Below are 18902 nucleotides of genomic sequence, written 5' to 3'. Positions count from 1 at the left end.
CCGCCGGTGTCAGCTGCCGGCGGTCGGCGCGTCGATCGCACCGCCGAAGCGGCGATTGCGTCCGGCGTAGAGCTCGATGGCCTGCCACAGGTCGACGCGCGAGAAGTCGGGCCACAGCGTGTCGAGGAACACCATCTCGGCGTACGCCGACTGCCACAGCATGAAGTTCGAGGTGCGCTGCTCCCCCGAGCTGCGCACGAAGAGGTCGACGTCGGGCAGATCGGGCACGTAGAGCCGCTTCGCGATGAGCTTCTCCGACACGGCCGACGGGCGAAGGCGACCGGATGCCACGTCGTCGGCGATCGATCGCACGGCGTCGGCGATCTCGGTGCGCCCGCCGTAGTTGACGCACATCGTGAGGGTCAGGGTGTCGTTGCCAGCCGTCAGCTGCTCGGCGACCTGCAGCTCCTTGATGACCGAGGCCCAGAGACGCGGGCGCCGCCCTGCCCAGCGGATGCGCACGCCCCACTCGTTGAGCTGGTCGCGGCGCCGGTGCAGCACGTCGCGGTTGTACCCCATGAGGAAGCGAACCTCTTCGGGCGAGCGCTTCCAGTTCTCGGTCGAGAACGCATAGACCGAGAGGTGCTTCACCCCGGCCTGAATCGCGCCGGCGACGACGTCGAGCAGCGCGATCTCGCCGGCCTTGTGGCCTTCGATTCGAGTGAGTCCGCGACGGTTCGCCCAACGCCCGTTGCCGTCCATGACGATGGCGACGTGCTCGGGCACGGCCCCCTTCGGCAGCTCGGGCGGATAGAGGCCCGTCCAGTCGAGCGGCCGGTAGGGCACGGCGTCGCGGTGGGTGTAGGGCTTCGGGCTCACTGGGCGGTCGTCTCTCTGGATACGTGCGGCAGCGAGCGGAGACCCCGCTCGAGGTGCCACTGGGTGTAGGCGGCGATGATGCCGCTGGCCTGACTGCGGTCGCGCTCGCTCGACGCCTTCGCGAACACCCAGTCGCCGGCGAGCAGCGCGCCGAGCAGGGCCACGGTCGAGCCGGCGATGCGCGGCGTGCCGGGCGGGGCGCATTCGTCGCAGACCACGCCGCCGAGCTGCACCACGACCGCCGTGTGTTCGCCGACCCGGCCGCACCGGGCGCAGTCCTGGAAGCTCGGCGCCCAGCCCGCGAGGGCGAGGGCGCGCAGCAGGTAGGAGTCGAGGGTGAGGCTCGCACCGTGCTCGTGTCGAGAGAGGGAGCGCAGGGCACCGACGAGCAGCAGGTACTGCTGCAGAGACCCCTCGGCCTCGGTGAGCTTGTCGGCGGCCTCGACCATGGCATTCGCGGCCGTGTAGGCCGAGTAATCCTGGGTGATGAGGGCACCGTAGGAGCCGAGCGACTCGGCCTGCGTCACGACGTCGAGGCTCCGGCCCTCGTAGAGCTGCAGGTCGGCGACCATGAACGGCTCGAGCCGTGACCCGAACTTCGAGCCCGTGCGCCGCACGCCCTTGGCGACGGCGCGGATCTTGCCGTGCTGCCGCGTCAGCAGGGTGACGATGCGATCGGCTTCGCCCAGCTTGTGGGTGCGGAGCACGACGGCTTCATCTCGGTACACGGGCACCCTTCATTCTCCCACCATGCAGGCGCGAACCGGCCGAAGCGGATGCCGCGGCGACCCGAGTCCCCGTGCTTGACTGGCCTCGGCCGCCCGCAACGGCCGACCCGGAGAGGGAGAGGCAGCGCATGGCAGAGATCCTCGTCACCGGAGCGACCGGAACCGTCGGGCGCCGGCTCGTCGAGCGCCTCCGCGCTCGGGGCGACACGGTGCGAGCGCTGAGCCGCCGCAGCGGACCGGGCGTCGTGACGGGCGACCTCGCCACCGGCGACGGCATCGAGCAGGCCGTCGACGGGGTCGACACGATCGTGCACCTGGCGACGACGAACCACGACGACTCTGGGATCGCCCGCACGCTCGTCGAAGCGATCGGCCCCGATCGGCGCCCGCACCTCGTGCTGCTCTCGATCGCGGGCATCGATCGCAACCCGCTCCCGTACTACCGCGGCAAGCTCGCGACCGAGGCGGTCGTGACCGGCGCGGGCATGCCGCACACGATCCTCCGGGCGACCCAGTTCCACACCTTCGTGACCTCGCTCCTCGACGCGCAGCGATACTCCCCCGTGCTCGTCGCACCGTCGATCAGCCTGCAGCCGATCGACGTGGGCGAACTCGTCGACCGGCTCGTCGAACTCCTCGACTCGGCGCCGGCGGGGCGCGTGCCCGACCTCGGCGGCCCCGAGGTGCGCACGGTCCGCTCGCTCGCGGAGGCCTACCGCACGGCGCGAGGCTCGCATCGCCCGGTGATGCCCCTGCGCCTGCCCGGCGCGACCTTCCGCGCCTTCCGCTCGGGCAGCGCGCTCGTGCCCGACGGGCAGACCGCGAACGTCACCTTCGAGCAGTTCCTCGCGGCGCGTGATTCACTGGTGCCGTGAGCTCCGCACTCTTCGTCATCCCGCTCTGGCTCGACCTCACCGCAGTGGCGATCGGAGCCATCCAGGGTGCGATGTTCGCCGCCCGCCTCACCGAGCGCCGCATCGACCTGCTCGGCGTCGCGCTGATCGGCGTGCTCGTGGGGCTCGGCGGCGGTCTCCTCCGCGACGTGCTGCTGAATCAGCCCCCGGCCGCGATCTTCGACAACTGGTACATCCCCGTCGCGACCGCGGCGGCGCTGCTCGGCATGCTGCTGCTCCGGGTGTTCACCCGGCTCAACGGGCTCATCATCGCCCTCGACGCGGTCACGATCGGTCTCTTCGGCGCGATCGGCACGACGAAGGCGCTCGCCTTCGGAGCACCCGTCGTGCCGGCCGTGTTCGTCGGCGTGCTCTCCGCCGTCGGCGGCTCGATCCTGCGCGATGTCGCGCTGAACCTGCCGATCGCGCTCATGCACGTCGGCTCGCTCTACGCGATCGCCGCGACCGTCGGTGCGTCGCTGCTCGTGGTGCTCGTCTCACTCGGCGTCAACGTCATCGTGGCCGGCAGCGCGTGCGTGGTCGTGACCACCCTGATCAGGCTCGGTTCCGTGCGCTTCGGCTGGAGCCTTCCCGAGCAACGGGCGCTCGGCTCCTGGAAGGTCTGGCGCCGCGCCTGACGCACACGCCCTGAAACGAGCGGATGCCGCGTGCACACCTCGTGCACGCGGCATCCGACGTCGATGAGTTTCGGAGGTCAGACCCCGACGACCTCGCGCTCGGCCTCGGCGGAGACGGTGGTGCGGAGCGCACGGTTGACCGCGGAGACGACCGCCTTCAGCGATGCCGTCGAGATGTCGGCGTCGATGCCGACGCCCCAGAGCACCCGGCCCTCGACCTCGAGCTCGACGTAGGCAGCGGCCAGCGAGTTGCCGCTCGCGGCGAGCGTGTGCTCGACGTAGTCGCGAAGCTGCACCGACACGCCCTCGGCGCCCATGACGGCGAGGAACGCCGAGATCGGGCCGTTGCCGGACGCGTCGGCCTCGACGCGCTCGTCGCCGTCGCGGAGGCCCACTCGCACGTTCACGACGCCGTCGAGCGCGCTCTCGGTGCGCAGCGACAGCAGTTCGAACCGGCCCCACTTCTCATCGGGGCGCTCCTGCGGCGCGGGCAGGTACTCGTCGTTGAAGACGCGCCAGATCTCGTCGCTCGAGACCTCGCCGCCCTCGGCGTCGGTCTTGGCCTGCACGACGCCCGAGAACTCGATCTGGAGGCGGCGCGGCAGGTCGAGCGCGTGATCGGTCTTCAGCAGGTAGGCGACGCCGCCCTTGCCCGACTGCGAGTTCACGCGGATGACGGCCTCGTAGCTGCGGCCGAGGTCGCGCGGGTCGACGGGCAGGTACGGCACGGCCCACTCGAGCTCGCCGAGGGTGACGCCGCGGCGCTCCGCCTCGGCGTCCATGGCCTCGAAGCCCTTCTTGATCGCGTCCTGATGCGATCCGGAGAACGCCGTGTAGACGAGGTCGCCGGCCCACGGGTGACGCTCGGGCACGGGCAGCTGGTTGCAGTACTCGACGGTGCGCTTGACCTCGTCGACGTCGGAGAAGTCGATCTGCGGGTCGATGCCCTGCGTGAACAGGTTGATGCCGAGGGCGACGAGGTCGACGTTGCCCGTGCGCTCGCCGTTGCCGAAGAGGCAGCCCTCGATGCGGTCGGCGCCGGCCAGGTAGCCGAGCTCGGCCGCCGCGACGGCGGTGCCACGATCGTTGTGGGGGTGCAGCGAGAGGATGACGTTCTCGCGGTGCGCGAGGTGTCGCGACATCCATTCGATCGAGTCGGCGTAGACGTTGGGCGTGGCCATCTCGACGGTCGCCGGCAGGTTGATGATGACCTTGCGCTCGGGCGTCGGTTCGAAGATCTCGATGACCTGGTTGCAGACGTCGACCGCGAACTCGAGCTCGGTGCCCGTGTAGCTCTCGGGCGAGTACTCGTAGTAGACCGTGGTGCCCGGAATCGTCGATTCCATCTCGCGGCACTTGCGCGCACCGTGCAGGGCGATGTCGATGATGCCCTGCTGGTCGGTGCGGAAGACGACCTCGCGCTGCAGGATGCTGGTCGAGTTGTAGAGGTGCACGATGGCCTGCTTCGCGCCGGCGATCGACTCGTAGGTGCGCTCGATGAGGTGATCGCGCGCCTGCGTCAGCACCTGGATGGTGACGTCGTCGGGAATCGCGTCGCCTTCGATGAGGCTGCGCACGAAGTCGAAGTCGGTCTGGCTCGCCGAGGGGAAGCCGACCTCGATCTCCTTGTAGCCCATCTTGACCAGGAGGTCGAACATGATGCGCTTGCGCTCGGGGCTCATCGGGTCGATGAGTGCCTGGTTGCCGTCGCGCAGGTCGACGGCGCACCAGCGCGGTGCGACCTCGATGCGCTTCGACGGCCACGTGCGATCGGGCAGGTCGACGCGGATCTGCTCGTGGAACGGTCGGTAGCGATGCACGGGCATCGACGACGGCTGCTGGGTGTTCTGCATGGGGTGCTCTTCTCGCTTACGGATGGGTTTCAGCCGACGACGAACTCCGCAGCGAGGGAGGCCTGAGACTAGGACTCGCTGCGGCAGCTAAGGAGAAGCAGGCCGTGAAGCACACGCCAAGGCTAACACCACCGCTGTTCGGGTGCGCAACATGACGGAACGAGCGGATGCCTCCCCGACGCATCCGCTCGTTCCGTTCCCCGCAGCACCCCGCGGCGGCCGCTCCCTAGTCGACCGCGAGGGCGACCACCGGCGAGACGCGCATCGCGCGCCGCGCCGGGGCGATGGAGGCGACGAGCGTCAGGACGCCCGCCGCCACGAGCAGGCCGCCGAACAGCGCCCACGGAATGCCCGGGAGCACGAACGTCGGCTCCCCCTGCGCACCGCCGAGCAGCGCCTGCGCACCCGCCCAGCCATAGCCGAACCCGAGCACGATGCCGGTCGCGGTGGCCGCGAGCGTGAGGGCGGCGCTCTCGACGACGATCATGTGGCGCAGCTGCCGGCGGTCGAACCCGAGCGCGCGCAGCAGGCCGAGTTCCCGGGTGCGCTGCATGACGCTGAGCGACAGCGTGTTCACCATGCCGATCGCCGCGATCAGGGCGCTGAACCCGATGAGCACCGTGAAGACCGCGACGGTGACGTTCAGCATCTCGTCGATGCCGGCGTACATCTCGGGTTGTGCTCGTTGCGCGGCGACGAGCATCGCCCGGTACGACTCCATCGTCACCGAGAACGTGGTCACGAGCGTGACGCCGATCACGAGGCCGATCGTCATGCGGGAACTGCGCTCAGGGTGGCGCACGGCGTTCTCGGCGGCGAGACGGGCCGCCGGCGAGGCGCCGAAGAGCCGGCCGACGATACGCAGCACCGGGGGCATCACGACGTGGGCGCCGAGCACGATGCCCGTGAACGAGACGAGACCGCCGACCATGCCGAGGAGCACGCCGTACGGCTCGGTCAGACCCCAGACCACGCCGGCGACCAGCAGGCCGATGCCCACCACGAACAGCACGAGGGCGGTGATGTTGCGACCGCGACGACGGCCGAGCTCCTCGCGGTCCTGCTCGTTGGCGTTGCCGATGGCCTGGATCGGCCGCACCCGCAGCACCCGGCGCGAGCCGACCCACGAGGCCAGCCACGTGGTGATCACGACGGCGATCGCCGGCAGCACGATCATCGCGTTCAGGTAGTCGTAGTCGGTGGCGGGCATGAGGTCGTTCGCAACGGTCACCTGCTCGATGCCGAAGGCGATCGCGGTGCCGGCGACGACGCCGATCACCGCTCCGATGAGGCCGATCAACAGTCCTTCACGCGCGATCTGCGCGCGCTGCGACCGGGCGCTCGAGCCGATCAGGCGCAGCAGGGCGATGAGCCGTGTGCGACCGGCCACGACGGTCGAGACGGTGTTGGCCGTCACGATCGCGCTCACGTAGACCGCGATCACGATGAACACGACGGCGACGATGCCGAGCATCAGGGCGACGGTGGCGCTCTCGCCGGTCACGTCATCGGCGGCGATCGCGGCGGCGAGCAGCCCCGTGATGTGCAGCAGCGCGACCCCGAAGGTGCCCGCGAGGGCGGCGACGAGGAGCGTCGGCCATTGGTCCTTCAGCCGCGTGTGCATCAGGCTGCGACCTCCATCGAGAGCATGAACGAGGAGATCTCCTCGGCGCTCGAACGGCCCGAGTCGCGCACGATGCGGCCGTCGGCGAGGTAGAGGATGCGATCGGCGTGGCTCGCGGCGACGGGGTCGTGCGTGACCATGGCGATCGACTGGCCGTAGCGTGCGCTCGCCGCGGCGAGGAGGCCGAGCACCTCGCGTCCGGTACGTGAATCGAGGTTGCCCGTCGGCTCGTCGGCGAAGACGAGGTCGGGCCGGGTCGCGAGGGCACGGGCGATGGCCACGCGCTGCTGCTGACCGCCCGAGAGCTCGTGCGGTCGGTGCCCGATGCGCGGGCGCAGGCCGAGGGTGTCGAACAGCTCGTCGATCCAGGCCTGCTCGTCGCGCGTCGGGCGGCGCCCGTCGAGGTCGAACGGCAGCATGACGTTGCCGCGCACGTCGAGTGTCGGCACGAGGTTGAACGACTGGAAGATGAAGCCGATGCGCCGACGACGGAGCACCGTGAGCGCGGAGTCGGACAGCTCGGTGATGTCGGTGTCGCCGAGCCACACCTGGCCGGCTGTGGGCGAGTCGAGCCCCGCCATGATGTGCATGAGCGTCGACTTGCCCGAACCCGACGGACCCATGATGGCGGTGAACTGGCCGCGGCGGAGGCCGAGCGAGATGTCGTCGAGTGCGGTGACGGCGCTCGCGCCGGTTCCGTAGCGCTTGCCGAGTTCGGTGACGCGGGCGATCAGGCCGAGGTCTGAGGGTTGGATCTGCATGTCTTCGACGCTACGGATGGCGCGAGGGCGAGGCATCCGGCGCTTGGATGGTTCGCCGTCATCCTGCAGGATGACCCGGCGTCACCCGCGAGGGTCGCCTCGGCGTCACGGCGCCGACGGCAGCTCGTGCTCGTAGGCGAACACCACGAGCTGCACACGGTCGCGGAGCCCGAGCTTGGCGAGGATGCGACTCACGTGCGTCTTGACCGTCGCCTCGGACAGGAACTCGGATGTCGCGATCTCGCCGTTGCTGAGACCGCGCGCGGCGAGGGCGAAGATCTCGCGTTCGCGGGGCGTCAGCTCCGACCAGGCTGCGGGCGCCGGGCGCCGGCCGCTCCCCCGGCCAACGTGCGCGAAGAGGGCACGCGTGGCTGCCGCCGCGATCACCTGGTTGCCCTGGTGCACCGTGCGGATCGCCGCGAGCAGGAACTCGGGGTCCGCGTCCTTCAGCACGAAGCCGCTCGCCCCCGCGCGAATGGCCCGCGCCGCGTTCTCATCGAGGTCGAAGGTCGTGAGCACGACGATGCGCGGCGGCGCCACCCCGTCGTGGTCGGCGGCGGCGAGGATCTGCTCGGTTGCGGCGATGCCGTCCTGCACCGGCATCCGCACGTCCATGAGCACGACGTCGGGGCGCTCACGGCGCGCGAGGTCGACAGCCGCCCCGCCATCGCTCGCCTCGCCCACGACCTCGAGGTCGGGCTGCGACTCGACGAGCATGCGCACGCCGGCGCGGAACAGCGCCTGGTCGTCGACGAGGGCGACACGGATGCCGCTCATGCTGGACGACCCGTCTGCGCCGGGATGCGCGCGGTCACGCGGAACATGGCGTCGGCGCCGGCCTCCACGAGCAGCGTGCCGCCGGCGAGCTGCGCCCGCTCACGCATGCCAGGGATGCCGTGCCGGAAGGTGTGCGACTCGGGCGCCGGGGCATCCGCTCGCCTGGCGTTCACGAGCGAGACCGTGACGCCGTCGGCGTCCCAGGCCAGCCCGAGGTGCACGGGTGCGGTGACGTCGCCGTGGCGGAGTGCATTCGTCAGGCCTTCCTGTGCGATGCGGTAGACCGCGATCTGGTGACCGGTGCCGAGCGGCAGCCGCTGCCCGGTCTCGGTGAAACGGAGGTCGAGCCCGGCCGCACGCACCTGGTCGAGCAGGCCATCGAGGTCGTCGAGCACGGGCTGCGGCGCCCCGGCCTCGTCGTGCCGGAGTTCGGCCAGCAGGAGGCGCACATCGCCGAGCGCGCCGCGAGCGACGCCGGCGATCGTGCCGAGCGCGTCGACGGCTGCTTCGGGCCGGGTGGCTGCGGCGAATCGGGCGCCGTCGGCCTGTGCGATGACGACGGCGAGCGAATGCGCCACGACGTCGTGCATGTCGCGTGCGATGCGATTGCGCTCCTGCTCGACGATGTAGCGGTACTCGACGAGTTCGCGCTCGCGGTTCGCGGCCTCCTCACGGCGACGCACCTCACGGGTGTCGCGCACGGAGCGCACGAGGAGTCCTGCCGTCCACGAGAGCACGAGCACCGCGATCGAGGCGACGAACAGCACGAGCGTCAGGATGACCATGCTGACGGTGTCCTGCGGACCGACGAACCCGGCGTTGTCGATGAGCGGCTTGGCGACGGCGAGGTAGCCGGTCGCGAACAGCGCACCGACGCCGGCCGAGACGAGGCCCAGCCACTTGACGACTCGGCCGCCGTGCGCCGCGGTCGAGTACAGCACCCCGATCACCGCGACGTCGTACAGCTGCAGGTCCCGCAGCCACAGCATCTGCACGAGCGCGCCGCCCCAGGCGAGACCGAGCGACCAGGCGGGCGATGCGCGGCGCACCGCGAGAGCGGCGGAGAACGCGAGCAGCGCGACGATGTCGGCCCACTCGCCGAGCACGGCGAACGGCATGCACACGAACCCGAACACGACGGCGAGCACGATGTCGGTCGTGAACTTCGCGCGGCTGATGGTCATGGGCACCGATCCACCGTACGCGCTCGAGTGGCCGCCGACCTCAGCGGGCGCGCGGAATCATCCTCGAGTCGTACACGACGACGACCGGCGCGTCGCACGCCGCACGACCGCTTCGAATGCCTCGAACGCCTCAGAACCCGAGGCGACCGAGCTGCTTCGGGTCGCGCTGCCATTCCTTCGCGACCTTCACGTGCAGCGCCAGGTGCACCTTGCGCCCGAGCAGGCCCTCGATCTGCGCGCGGGCCGTCGTGCCGACCTCGCGCAGTCGCGAACCGCCCTTGCCGATGATGATGCCCTTCTGGCTGTCGCGCTCGACGTAGAGGTTCGCGTAGATCTCGAGCAGGTCCTTGTCTTCGCGCTCGACCATGTCGTCGACCGTCACCGCGATCGAGTGCGGCAGCTCGTCGGAGACGCCCTCGAGGGCGGCTTCGCGGATGAACTCGGCGATGCGCTCGCTCGTGTTCTCATCGGTCAGCGTCTCGGCCGGGTAGAGCGGCTGGTCGGACTCGGGCAGCAGCGACAGCAGTTCGTCGACGAGCACGTCGAGCTGGTCGTGCTGCGGCGCGGAGACCGGGATGATCGCCGCCCATTCGCGGAGCTCCGACACGGCGAGCAGGTGCTCGGCGATCTTCGATTTCGACGCGGCGTCGGTCTTCGTGACGATCGCGACCTTCTTGGCGCGCGGGTACTGGTCGAGCTGCTCGTTGATGTAGCGGTCGCCCGGGCCGATCGGCTCGTTCGCCGGCACGCAGAACGCGATGACGTCGACGTCGCCGAGGGTCGACTGCACGAGCGCGTTGAGACGCTCGCCCAGCAACGTGCGCGGCCGGTGCAGACCCGGAGTGTCGACGAGGATGATCTGGCCGTGCTCGCGGTGCACGATGCCCCGGATGGCGCGGCGCGTCGTCTGCGGCTTCGAGCTCGTGATCGCGACCTTCTCGCCGACGAGGGCGTTGGTGAGCGTCGACTTGCCGACGTTCGGGCGCCCCACGAACGAGACGAATCCGGCATGATACTCAGCCACGGGAGTTCCTTCCTTCGGTGTCGCTCGACTCGAACGCGCGCTGCACGTCGATGAGCGCCTGGTCGCGTTCGACGAGGATCGTCGAGATGCGCTTGCGTCTGCCTTCGGTGCGCTCGGCCTCGAGCACGAGCCCCGAGACCGTGACCCGCTCGCCGGGCTGGGCGAGCCGCCCGAGCTCCTTCGCGAGCAGGCCGCCCGCCGAGTCGACGTCGTCGTCTTCGATGTCGAGTCCGAAGAGCTCGCCGAGCTCGTCGATCGGCAGGCGCGCGTTCACGCGGAACCGCCCGCCGCCGAGGTCTTCGACCTGCGCGGCCTCTCGGTCGTACTCGTCGGCGATGTCGCCCACGAGCTCCTCGATGACGTCTTCGAGGGTGACGAGGCCGGCGATGCCGCCGTATTCGTCGACCACCATCGCGAGGTGGTTCGACTCGAGCTGCATCTGCCGCAGCAGTGCGTCGGCCTTCATCGACTCGGGCACGAACAGCGCCGGGCGCACGAGTTCGCCGACCGTGAGCCCCTCGGCGTCAAGGGGCCGCTCGAAGCCGAGACGCGCGAGATCGCGCAGGTAGAGCACGCCGGTCACGTCGTCGGCGTCGCGCTCGACCACGGGGATGCGCGAGTAGCCCTCTTTCAGGAACACCGCCATCGCGTGCGGCAGGTGTGCCGCGGCCTCGATGGTGACCATGTCGGTGCGCGGCACCATGACCTCGCGCACGACGGTGTCGTTGAACTCGAAGATCGAGTGGATGAGCTCGCGGTCGCCCTCTTCGAGCACGTCGAGCTCGGTCGCCTCGTCGACCATGCTGAGCAGCTGCTCTTCGCTCGAGACTCCGGCGAAGCGGATGCGGCCGGGCGTCACGCGGTTGCCGAGCGAGACGAGCGCGCCGGCAAGCGGACCGAGCAGCACGCGCAGGAAGTGCACGAGCGGTGCGGTGAGCTTCAGCACGATCGCGGCGTTCACTCGCCCGACACTGCGAGGGCTCGCGCCCACGAGCACGAACGAGACGGCGGTCATGATGAGTGCCGAGTAGAGCAGCACGAGCCAGACGTTGTCGAGGAACGAGGCGAAGGCGAGAGTCACGAGCACCGCGGCGGTCGTCTCGGCGATGATGCGCACGAAGTTCACCGCGTTGACGTGCGCCCCGGTATCTTCGGCGATCGCGAGGAGCGACCGTCGGGAGCGCGACTGGAGCGCGAGCTCCGTCACGTCGGCGCGGGAGGTCGACGCGATCGCCGAGTCGACGGCGGCCATGAGGCCGCCGAACGCGACGAGCACGAAGGCCGCGCCGAGGAAGAGCCAGGGCTGCATGTCAGCGGCGCCGCTCCTGCATGGAGAATCCGACGAGGATGTCGCGCTGCACGCCGAACATCTCCTTCTCCTCGGCCGGCTCGGCGTGGTCGAATCCGAGCAGGTGCAGGATGCCGTGGGTCGTCAGCAGCAGCAGTTCGTCGATGAGCGGATGCCCCGCCGCACGCGCCTGCGCCTCGGCGACCTGCGGGCACAGCACGATGTCGCCGAGCAGCCCTGCCGGGGTCGGCGCGTCGTCGGTGCCGGGACGCAGCTCGTCCATCGGGAAGCTCAGCACGTCGGTCGGGCCGGGCTCGTCCATCCACTGCACGTGCAGCTGCTCCATGGCGCCCTCGTCGACGAGCACGATGGCGATCTCGGCGTCGGGGTGCACGTGCATCGCGTCGAGGGCGTAGACGGCGAGCCGCTGGATGGCGGCCTCGTCGACCTCGATCGCGGACTCGTTGTTGATCTCGATGCTCATGCCTTGCCCTTCCTCGGCAGGTGGTCGCGGGGGCCGGCACCGCGCCGTTCGGCGCGATTGGCGAATTCGCGCGCCTGGTCCCGTTCGAATCGCTGGGCCTGCTGGCGCTGGTCGTACTCGGTGTAGGCGTCGACGATGCGGCCGACGAGCGTGTGCCGCACGACGTCGTCGCTCGTGAGGCGCACGAACTCGATGTCGTCGACGTGGTCGAGGATGCGCGTGACGAGCCGCAGACCGCTGGAACCCGTCGGCAGGTCGACCTGGGTGATGTCTCCGGTGACGACCATGCGCGAGCCGAACCCGAGGCGGGTGAGGAACATCTTCATCTGCTCGGGCGTCGTGTTCTGCGCCTCGTCGAGCACGACGAAGGAGTCGTTGAGCGTGCGCCCGCGCATGTAGGCGAGCGGCGCGACCTCGACCGTGCCCGAGGCGAGCAGCTTCGGCACGAGCTCGGGGTCCATCATCTCGTTGAGCGCGTCGTAGAGCGGCCGCAGGTAGGGGTCGATCTTGTCGGTGAGCGTGCCGGGCAGGAAGCCCAGTCGCTCGCCCGCCTCCACCGCGGGGCGGGTCAGGATGATGCGGCTGACCTCTTTGCGCTGCAGCGCCTGCACGGCCTTGGCCATCGCGAGATAGGTCTTGCCGGTACCGGCGGGGCCGATGCCGAACACGATGGTGTGCTCGTCGATCGCATCGACGTAGCGGCGCTGGCCCTCGGTCTTCGGCCGGATGGTCTTGCCACGGCTCGAGACGATGACCTGCCCGAGCAGTTCGGACGGCTTGGCATTGGAATCGGCGTCGAGCATTCGGGCCGAGCTCCTCACTTCGGTGGGTGTGGGGTCCTGCCCGGCGCGAACGAGCTCGAGCAGTTCTTCGATGAGTCGGCGCACGTGCATGCGCCCTTCGGCGTCGCCGCGGATCGCGATCTCGTTGCCGCGGACATGCACCTGCACGCCGGGGTACTCGCGCTGCACCTGCGCGAGCAGGCGATCCTGCGGGCCGAGGAGTCGCACCATGGCGATTCCGTCGATGGTGAGCCGCTCCTCGTCGACTGCCGTCGCTGCCTCCGCTGCTGGGCGGTCGGCAGCGGCGCGGTCGCCGATCGGATCAGTCTCCGGCAAGCGTGGCCTCCTCGAGACCGCCGGCCCGGCCGTCGTCGGCGAGTACGTGCGCGTGCACGTGGAAGATCGTCTGGCCCGCGGCGGCCCCGGTGTTGAACACGAGCCGGAACTGGCCGTCGGCGAGCTCGTCGGCCACGCCGTGCGCGACCTCGACGAGTTCGGCGAGCAGGCCGGGGTCGCCGGCCGCGAGTTCGACGACGTCGCGGTACTCGCCCGACTTGGGCGTCACGACGACGTGCACGGGCGCCTTCGGCGCGATGTCGTGGAACGCGATGACGCGGTCGGTCTCTGCGACGACGCGCGCGGGGATCTCACGGGCGGCGATGCGCTCGAAGAGGGTCGGTTCTGCGCGGGACTCGGTCATGACTCCATCGTAGCGACGGATGCCTCACCACCGCCCGAGCGCGGCATTGAGCACGGCGATCGCCGCCGGCCCCGCAGTCGAGGTGCGCAGTACGGATGCCCCGAGCCGCACGGGTTCGGCTCCGGCGGCGACGAGGCGCTCGATCTCGGCCGGCGCGATGCCGCCCTCGGGGCCGACGACGAGTGCGAGATCGCGCCCGTCGGGTCGGATGTCGGTGAGCAGCGCCGTCGCGGTCGGCTCGAGCAGCAGCATCCGCTGGCCTTCGAGTCGCTCGGCGAGCTGCCCGGTCGTCGTGACCGGTGCGACGGCCGGCAGCCAGGCACGGATCGACTGCTTGACCGCTTCGCGCACGATGGTCGCCCAGCGCTGACGGCCCTTCTCGGCCTTCGGCCCCTCCCAGCGGGAGACCGAGCGGCTCGCCGCCCACGGCACGATCGCGTCGACGCCGAGCTCGGTCGCGGCCTGCACGGCGAGTTCGTCTCGGTCGCCCTTCGCGAGCGCCTGCACCAGGGTGATGCGCGGTGATGCGGCCTCTTCGACGAGCACCTCGTCGACCTCGAGCTCGAGCTCGCGGGGGCCGGTGGACGCCACGGCGCCGTGCACGAGCGTGCCGCGTCCGTCGCCGATCGCGATGCGCTCACCCGCGCGCACCCTCGAGACGGTGACCGCGTGGCGTGCTTCGTCGCCCGTGAGCGCGACGGTCGCGCCGGGCGCGACGGCCGTGAGATCGAGCGACTCGTCGAGGTAGAGGTGGCTCACCGCAGCATCCGCCTAACCGAGGAACCGGTCGCGCAGTCGGGCGAAGATGCCCTGCTGGAAGTGACTGAGCTCGGGTGCGGGTGCCTTCTTCGATGCGGCGAACTGCTGCATGAGGTCGCGCTCCTTCGACGAGAGCTTCGTCGGCGTGACCACCTGGATGCCGACCTTGAGGTCGCCGCGGCCGGCACCGCGCAGGCGCGAGACTCCCCGGTCTTTCACGGTGAGGATCTCGCCGCTCTGCAGGCCCGCCTTCAGCTCGAGCTCGACGTCGCCGTCGAGCGCGGGGATCGTCGAGTGCGTGCCGAGGATCGCGTCGGTCATCGAGACCTCGAGGGTGCACAGGAGGTCGTCGCCGTTGCGGCTGAAGACGTCGTGGTTCTTGACCTTGATCTCGAGGTAGAGGTCGCCGTTCGGGCCGCCGGCCGGGCCGGCCTCGCCGGAACCCGGCATCTGCAGGCGCACGCCCGTGTCGACGCCGGCGGGGATGTCGACCGGCACGGTGCGTCGGGCGCGCACGCGGCCCTGACCCTGGCAGGTCACGCAGGGCGTCGCGATGACGGTGCCGTAGCCGCGGCAGGTGCCGCAGGGGCTCGACGTCATGACGTTGCCGAGGAGCGACCGCACCGAACGCTGGATCGAACCGGTGCCGTGGCAGATGTCGCACGTGACGGGCGCGGTGCCCGGCTGGCAGCACGAACCGTGACACGTCTCGCAGGTCACCGCGGTGTCGACCTCGATGTCGCGGTGCGTGCCGAAGATGACCTCGTCGAGGCCGACCTCGACGCGAAGCAGCGCATCTTGGCCGCGTTCACGACGCGACCGCGGGCCTCGGCTCTGCTGGCCGGCCCCGAAGAAGGTCTCGAAGATGTCGCCGAAGCCGCCGAAGTTCTGGCCGCCGCCGAAGCCGCCCTGGTCGCCGAGGTCGTACTGCTGGCGCTGCTTCGGGTCGGAGAGCACGTCATAGGCGTGCGTGACCGACTTGAAGCGCTCGGATGCCTCGGCGCCCGGGTTGACGTCGGGGTGGAGTTCGCGCGCGAGACGGCGGTAGGCCTTCTTGATCTCGTCGGGGGTTGCGTCGTGGGAGACGCCGAGGACCTCGTAGTGGTCGGCCACGGAGGGCTTGTCCTTTCGATTGCCGGATGCCGGTCGCGTGCGACGGGCGGCGGGTTCAGTTCTCGCCGAGCGTTCGGGAGAGGTAACGGGCGACGGCGCGAACGGCCGCCATGCTGTGGGAGTAGTCCATGCGGGTGGGGCCGACGATGCCGAGGCGCGAGATGTCGCGGCCCGGGATCGCGAAGGCGCTCGAGACGACCGAGGTCTCGCCGAGGCCGAACGAGGCGTTCTCGCGGCCGATGCGCACCGTCACCGCATGCTCGTCGGTCGCCATCTCGCCGAAGAGCTTCAGCAGCACGACCTGCTCCTCGATCGCCTCGATCACGCCGAGGATCGAGCCGGCGAAGTCCTGCTCGGTGCGCACGAGGTTCGCCGCTCCGGCGACCACGAGGCGATCCTGCCGTTGGGCGCGCGCCTGCTCGGCGAGCGTCGCGGCGAGGGTGTGCAGCACGGCCGCGTGGCGCGGGTCGACGCTGTCGATCTCGCCCGACAGGGCATCTGCGGCATCCGCCATCGCTCGGCCGCCGGCGATGTCGTTCAGTCGCACGCGGAGGTCGCCGAGCGTCTGCTCGTCGACGGGCTCCTCGAGTTCGGCGAGGCGCTGCTCGACCTGCCCGGAGTCGGTGATGAGGATGCAGAGCACCCGCTCAGGAGAGAGGGCGATCAGCTCGACGTGCCGCACGCGGGCGCTGCCGAAGCTCGGGTACTGCACGACCGCGAGCTGGTTGGTGAGCTGGGCGATGAGGCGCACCGTGCGGGCGAGCAGTTCGTCGAGATCGCTCGACTCGCCGAGGAACGTCTCGATCGCCTGCCGCTGTGCACCGCTGAGCGGGCGCACATCGGTGAGCTGATCGACGAAGACGCGGTAGCCCTTGTCGGTCGGGATGCGGCCCGACGACGTGTGGGGGGCGGCGATCAGCTCTTCTTCCTCGAGCAGTGCCATGTCGTTGCGGATCGTCGCCGCAGAGACGCCGAAGGCGTGCCGTTCGACGATCGACTTCGAGCCGACGGGTTCGCGCGATGCGACGTAGTCCTGCACGATCGCGCGCAGAACGGCGAGGCTGCGTTCGGAGACCATGACCCTCGCTTCCCTCCATCGCTTAGCACTCGTTCTGAGTGAGTGCTAATCATATCGCGCCATCCCGTGACATCGCCGTTGCCAGCCGCGAGGCGCGGCGCTAGCTTATGGGTATCCCCCGCGAGTCACCCCCTTTGCAGCGATCCCCGTCGCGCGAGATGCGGTTCATCTGAGAGCCCTCCGAAAGGCACGAGCCATGACCGATCCCAATACCCCGACCCCCGATCCCAACGCCCAGCCTGCCCAGCCGACTCCGCCGCCGCCCGCCGCTCCCCAGGGCGCGCCCGAAGGCGCACCGCAGGCGGCCGCGGCTGCACCCCTCTCGCAGGAGCAGGACGTGCAGTGGGGCGCCTTCGCCCACCTCGGCGGCGTGGTCGGGTTCCTCCCGTCCCTCATCATCTGGCTCGTCTTCAAGGACCGCGGCTCGTTCACGAACACCGAGGCGAAGGAGGCGCTGAACTTCCAGATCACGATCCTCATCGCCTACATCGTGGGCTCGATCCTCACGGTCATCCTCATCGGCATCTTCGTCGTGTGGGCCGCCTGGATCGTGAGCGTCGTCTTCTCGATCATCGCCTTCCTGAAGGCGAAGGACGGCCAGCACTACCGCTACCCGTTCGCCATCCGCCTCATCAAGTAGTCCGCACGGCCGAGAGCGCGCCGGGCGAAGTATTCACCCGGCGCGCCCTACTGTGCCAGCATTGAGTGTTTCGAACCTCGCCCGTCGGGCGACGAGACCGAACCTCGCCTCCGGGCGAGCCGACCAAGGAGACATCATGTCCGGTGCAACCCCGCCTCCCCCGCCTCCCGGCAACCCCTACGAGCAGCCGAGCCAGCAACTGAGCCCGGCCGATGAGAAGCTCTGGGCGACGCTCGTGCACATCGGCGGCATCTTCTTCAGCTTCATCCCCGCACTCATCGGCTACCTGGTTCTCAAGGACAAGGGCCCGTTCGTGCGTGCGCACACCGCGACCGCGCTGAACTTCCAGATCACGATGGCCATCGCGCTCGTCGTCGGCTCCGTGCTGACGCTCGTGATCATCGGCATCTTCATCATCTTCGCCGTGTACATCGTGGTGATCGTCTTCAGCATCATCGCCGCGGTGAAGGCGAACCAGGGCCAGCCCTACACCTACCCGCTCTCGATCAAGTTCGTGAGCTGAGCTCCGACGATTCGTCGAGCAGGCGCCGCACCACGGCGTCGGCGAGCAGCCGCCCTCTCCTGGTGAGTGTCACCACTCCCGAGAGGGCGGCTTTCGCGTCCACCAGGCCGTCTGCCATGAGGCCGGCGACCGCATGACGGCCCCCCGCGTGCAGTGAGGCGACCGGGATGCCCTCGCGGATGCGGGTGAGCAGCAGCACGCGCTCGACCTCGCGGGTCGGGCCGTCGAGCGTCTCACGGCCCACCGCGGGTGAGACGCCCGCGGTCACCCGGTCGGCGTACGCCGAGGGGTGCTTCGCGTTCCACCAGCGCACGCCGCCGACGTGGCTGTGCGCGCCGGGGCCCACGCCCCACCAGTCGTCGCCGCGCCAGTAGCCGAGGTTGTGCCGTGATCGGTGCGAGGCATCCGTCGCCCAGTTGCTGACCTCGTACCACTCGTAGCCCGCCGCGGCGAGCAGGTCGTCGGCCAACTCGTACATGTCGGCCTCGAGGTCGTCGTCGGGCTGCGCGAGTTCGCCGCGCCGGATCTGCCTGGCCAGCTTCGTGCCGTCTTCGACGATGAGGGCGTAGGCGCTCACGTGGTCGGGTCGCTCGGCGACGACGGCCTCGACACTGCGGCGCCAGTCGTCGATCGACTCCCCCGGCGTACCGTAGATCAGGTCGAGGCTGACGTCGAGCCCGGCCTCGCGCGCCCATCGCACGACGAGCGGCACGCGCGCCGGGTCGTGCGTGCGGTCGAGTGCGGCGAGCACGTGCGGCACGGCCGACTGCATGCCGAACGAGACGCGGGTGAAGCCGCCTTCGGCAAGACGCACGAGATCGTCGGGGCCGACCGAGTCGGGGTTCGCCTCGGTCGTGACCTCGGCGCCCGGTTCGAACCCGAACTCGTCGCGCACTGCGCCGAGCATGCGCACGAGATCGTCGGCCGGCAGCAGCGTCGGCGTGCCGCCGCCGAAGAAGACGGTGGCCGCGGGGCGGGCAGGCAGAGCGGATGCCTCGAGCATCTGCCGCGACATCCGGATCTCGGCGATCGCGTGGTCGGCGTAGTCGACCTGGCGCGCGCCTCGGAGCTCGTCGGAGGTGTAGGTGTTGAAGTCGCAGTACCCGCAGCGCACCCGGCAGAACGGCACGTGCACGTACACGCCGAAGGCGCGGTCGCCGGCGCCGACCGAGGCAGACGCCGGCAAGAGCCCGTCAGCGGGCGCCGGGTCGCCGAGCGGCAGAGCGGATGCCAC

At 70.1% G+C, this 18902-nt stretch carries 20 protein-coding genes; 4 read left to right on the top strand and 16 right to left on the bottom strand.

Going from position 1 to position 18902, the window contains the following annotated elements:
* Positions 1-9: 9 nt before the first annotated feature.
* Positions 10-819 carry an isoprenyl transferase gene (locus BJY17_RS02670; protein ID WP_179550013.1) on the bottom strand — a complete coding sequence of 270 codons (810 nt, stop codon included), beginning with the start codon at positions 817-819 and terminating at the stop codon, positions 10-12.
* Positions 816-1553 (bottom strand): DNA repair protein RecO, encoded by a 738-nt coding sequence (recO, locus tag BJY17_RS02665; protein ID WP_179550012.1) that lies wholly within the window; start codon positions 1551-1553, stop codon positions 816-818. The genes BJY17_RS02670 and recO overlap by 4 nt, the downstream gene beginning before the upstream one ends.
* 122 nt (positions 1554-1675) lie before the next feature.
* On the opposite strand from recO, the gene BJY17_RS02660 reads away from it, so the two are divergent.
* Together BJY17_RS02660 and BJY17_RS02655 are read left to right on the top strand one after the other, a co-directional pair.
* Positions 1676-2422, top strand: a complete 747-nt coding sequence (locus BJY17_RS02660) for an SDR family oxidoreductase (RefSeq protein ID WP_179550011.1) — start codon at positions 1676-1678, stop codon at positions 2420-2422.
* Positions 2419-3078: a trimeric intracellular cation channel family protein gene (locus BJY17_RS02655; RefSeq protein WP_179550010.1), complete on the top strand. Its 660-nt coding sequence runs from the start codon at positions 2419-2421 to the stop codon at positions 3076-3078. The genes BJY17_RS02660 and BJY17_RS02655 overlap by 4 nt, the downstream gene beginning before the upstream one ends.
* Before the next feature lie 77 nt (positions 3079-3155).
* On the opposite strand, the gene leuA is transcribed toward BJY17_RS02655, so the two are convergent.
* The 13 genes from leuA to hrcA all read right to left on the bottom strand — a co-directional run bounded on the left by leuA (position 3156) and on the right by hrcA (position 16505).
* Positions 3156-4931, bottom strand: coding sequence for a 2-isopropylmalate synthase (gene leuA / locus BJY17_RS02650; protein WP_179550009.1), 1776 nt, complete (start codon positions 4929-4931; stop codon positions 3156-3158).
* Between the two features lie 226 nt (positions 4932-5157).
* Entirely contained in the window at positions 5158-6555 is a 1398-nt protein-coding gene (locus tag BJY17_RS02645) for an ABC transporter permease (RefSeq protein ID WP_179550008.1), read from the bottom strand.
* Positions 6555-7316 carry an ABC transporter ATP-binding protein gene (locus tag BJY17_RS02640; protein ID WP_179550007.1) on the bottom strand — a complete coding sequence of 254 codons (762 nt, stop codon included), beginning with the start codon at positions 7314-7316 and terminating at the stop codon, positions 6555-6557. The genes BJY17_RS02645 and BJY17_RS02640 overlap by 1 nt, the downstream gene beginning before the upstream one ends.
* Positions 7317-7421: 105 nt before the next feature.
* Positions 7422-8093, bottom strand: a complete 672-nt coding sequence (locus BJY17_RS02635) for a response regulator (protein WP_179550006.1) — start codon at positions 8091-8093, stop codon at positions 7422-7424.
* The gene (locus BJY17_RS02630; RefSeq protein WP_179550005.1) at positions 8090-9277 is read right to left on the bottom strand and encodes a sensor histidine kinase; all 1188 of its coding nucleotides are present in this window, start codon (positions 9275-9277) and stop codon (positions 8090-8092) included. Before BJY17_RS02630 ends, BJY17_RS02635 begins: the two co-directional genes overlap by 4 nt.
* Positions 9278-9407: 130 nt before the next feature.
* Positions 9408-10301, bottom strand: a complete 894-nt coding sequence (gene era, locus BJY17_RS02625) for a GTPase Era (RefSeq protein ID WP_179550004.1) — start codon at positions 10299-10301, stop codon at positions 9408-9410.
* Positions 10294-11610: a hemolysin family protein gene (locus tag BJY17_RS02620; protein ID WP_179550003.1), complete on the bottom strand. Its 1317-nt coding sequence runs from the start codon at positions 11608-11610 to the stop codon at positions 10294-10296. The genes era and BJY17_RS02620 overlap by 8 nt, the downstream gene beginning before the upstream one ends.
* Before the next feature lies 1 nt (position 11611).
* On the bottom strand, positions 11612-12073 hold the full coding sequence (gene ybeY, locus BJY17_RS02615; protein ID WP_179550002.1) for an rRNA maturation RNase YbeY: 462 nt from the start codon (positions 12071-12073) through the stop codon (positions 11612-11614).
* A complete protein-coding gene (locus tag BJY17_RS02610; protein ID WP_179552677.1) occupies positions 12070-13086 on the bottom strand; it encodes a PhoH family protein in 1017 nt (338 codons plus the stop codon). The genes ybeY and BJY17_RS02610 overlap by 4 nt, the downstream gene beginning before the upstream one ends.
* 91 nt (positions 13087-13177) lie before the next feature.
* A complete protein-coding gene (locus BJY17_RS02605) occupies positions 13178-13555 on the bottom strand; it encodes an HIT domain-containing protein (RefSeq protein ID WP_179550001.1) in 378 nt (125 codons plus the stop codon).
* Between the two features lie 24 nt (positions 13556-13579).
* Positions 13580-14314 carry a 16S rRNA (uracil(1498)-N(3))-methyltransferase gene (locus BJY17_RS02600; RefSeq protein ID WP_179550000.1) on the bottom strand — a complete coding sequence of 245 codons (735 nt, stop codon included), beginning with the start codon at positions 14312-14314 and terminating at the stop codon, positions 13580-13582.
* Between the two features lie 12 nt (positions 14315-14326).
* On the bottom strand, positions 14327-15427 hold the full coding sequence (gene dnaJ / locus BJY17_RS02595; RefSeq protein ID WP_179549999.1) for a molecular chaperone DnaJ: 1101 nt from the start codon (positions 15425-15427) through the stop codon (positions 14327-14329).
* Positions 15428-15482: 55 nt separating this feature from the next.
* Positions 15483-16505 carry a heat-inducible transcriptional repressor HrcA gene (hrcA, locus tag BJY17_RS02590; RefSeq protein ID WP_179549998.1) on the bottom strand — a complete coding sequence of 341 codons (1023 nt, stop codon included), beginning with the start codon at positions 16503-16505 and terminating at the stop codon, positions 15483-15485.
* 196 nt (positions 16506-16701) lie between these two features.
* Between hrcA and BJY17_RS02585 the strand changes: the two genes are divergently transcribed.
* Positions 16702-17145, top strand: a complete 444-nt coding sequence (locus BJY17_RS02585) for a DUF4870 domain-containing protein (RefSeq protein ID WP_179549997.1) — start codon at positions 16702-16704, stop codon at positions 17143-17145.
* Between the two features lie 136 nt (positions 17146-17281).
* Positions 17282-17668: a DUF4870 domain-containing protein gene (locus BJY17_RS02580; RefSeq protein ID WP_179549996.1), complete on the top strand. Its 387-nt coding sequence runs from the start codon at positions 17282-17284 to the stop codon at positions 17666-17668.
* Here BJY17_RS02580 and hemW read toward each other — a convergent pair.
* The gene (hemW, locus tag BJY17_RS02575) at positions 17652-18902 is read right to left on the bottom strand and encodes a radical SAM family heme chaperone HemW (RefSeq protein WP_179549995.1); all 1251 of its coding nucleotides are present in this window, start codon (positions 18900-18902) and stop codon (positions 17652-17654) included. The two genes, BJY17_RS02580 and hemW, sit on opposite strands and share 17 nt — an antisense overlap.

The organism is Agromyces hippuratus (assembly GCF_013410355.1).
Lineage (GTDB): Bacteria > Actinomycetota > Actinomycetes > Actinomycetales > Microbacteriaceae > Agromyces > Agromyces hippuratus.
This window is presented reverse-complemented; position numbering and strand designations above follow the sequence as displayed.

Coding starts and splice junctions, on each gene's coding strand:
- BJY17_RS02635 (WP_179550006.1), bottom strand. CDS start 8,093: ATGAGCGGCATCCGTGTCGCCCTCGTCGACGACCAGGCGCTGTTCCGC.
- BJY17_RS02610 (WP_179552677.1), bottom strand. CDS start 13,086: ATGGTGCGACTCCTCGGCCCGCAGGATCGCCTGCTCGCGCAGGTGCAG.
- leuA (WP_179550009.1), bottom strand. CDS start 4,931: ATGCAGAACACCCAGCAGCCGTCGTCGATGCCCGTGCATCGCTACCGA.
- BJY17_RS02640 (WP_179550007.1), bottom strand. CDS start 7,316: ATGCAGATCCAACCCTCAGACCTCGGCCTGATCGCCCGCGTCACCGAA.
- BJY17_RS02645 (WP_179550008.1), bottom strand. CDS start 6,555: ATGCACACGCGGCTGAAGGACCAATGGCCGACGCTCCTCGTCGCCGCC.
- hrcA (WP_179549998.1), bottom strand. CDS start 16,505: ATGGTCTCCGAACGCAGCCTCGCCGTTCTGCGCGCGATCGTGCAGGAC.
- BJY17_RS02585 (WP_179549997.1), top strand. CDS start 16,702: ATGACCGATCCCAATACCCCGACCCCCGATCCCAACGCCCAGCCTGCC.
- BJY17_RS02605 (WP_179550001.1), bottom strand. CDS start 13,555: ATGACCGAGTCCCGCGCAGAACCGACCCTCTTCGAGCGCATCGCCGCC.
- BJY17_RS02630 (WP_179550005.1), bottom strand. CDS start 9,277: ATGACCATCAGCCGCGCGAAGTTCACGACCGACATCGTGCTCGCCGTC.
- BJY17_RS02580 (WP_179549996.1), top strand. CDS start 17,282: ATGTCCGGTGCAACCCCGCCTCCCCCGCCTCCCGGCAACCCCTACGAG.
- BJY17_RS02660 (WP_179550011.1), top strand. CDS start 1,676: ATGGCAGAGATCCTCGTCACCGGAGCGACCGGAACCGTCGGGCGCCGG.
- BJY17_RS02620 (WP_179550003.1), bottom strand. CDS start 11,610: ATGCAGCCCTGGCTCTTCCTCGGCGCGGCCTTCGTGCTCGTCGCGTTC.
- ybeY (WP_179550002.1), bottom strand. CDS start 12,073: ATGAGCATCGAGATCAACAACGAGTCCGCGATCGAGGTCGACGAGGCC.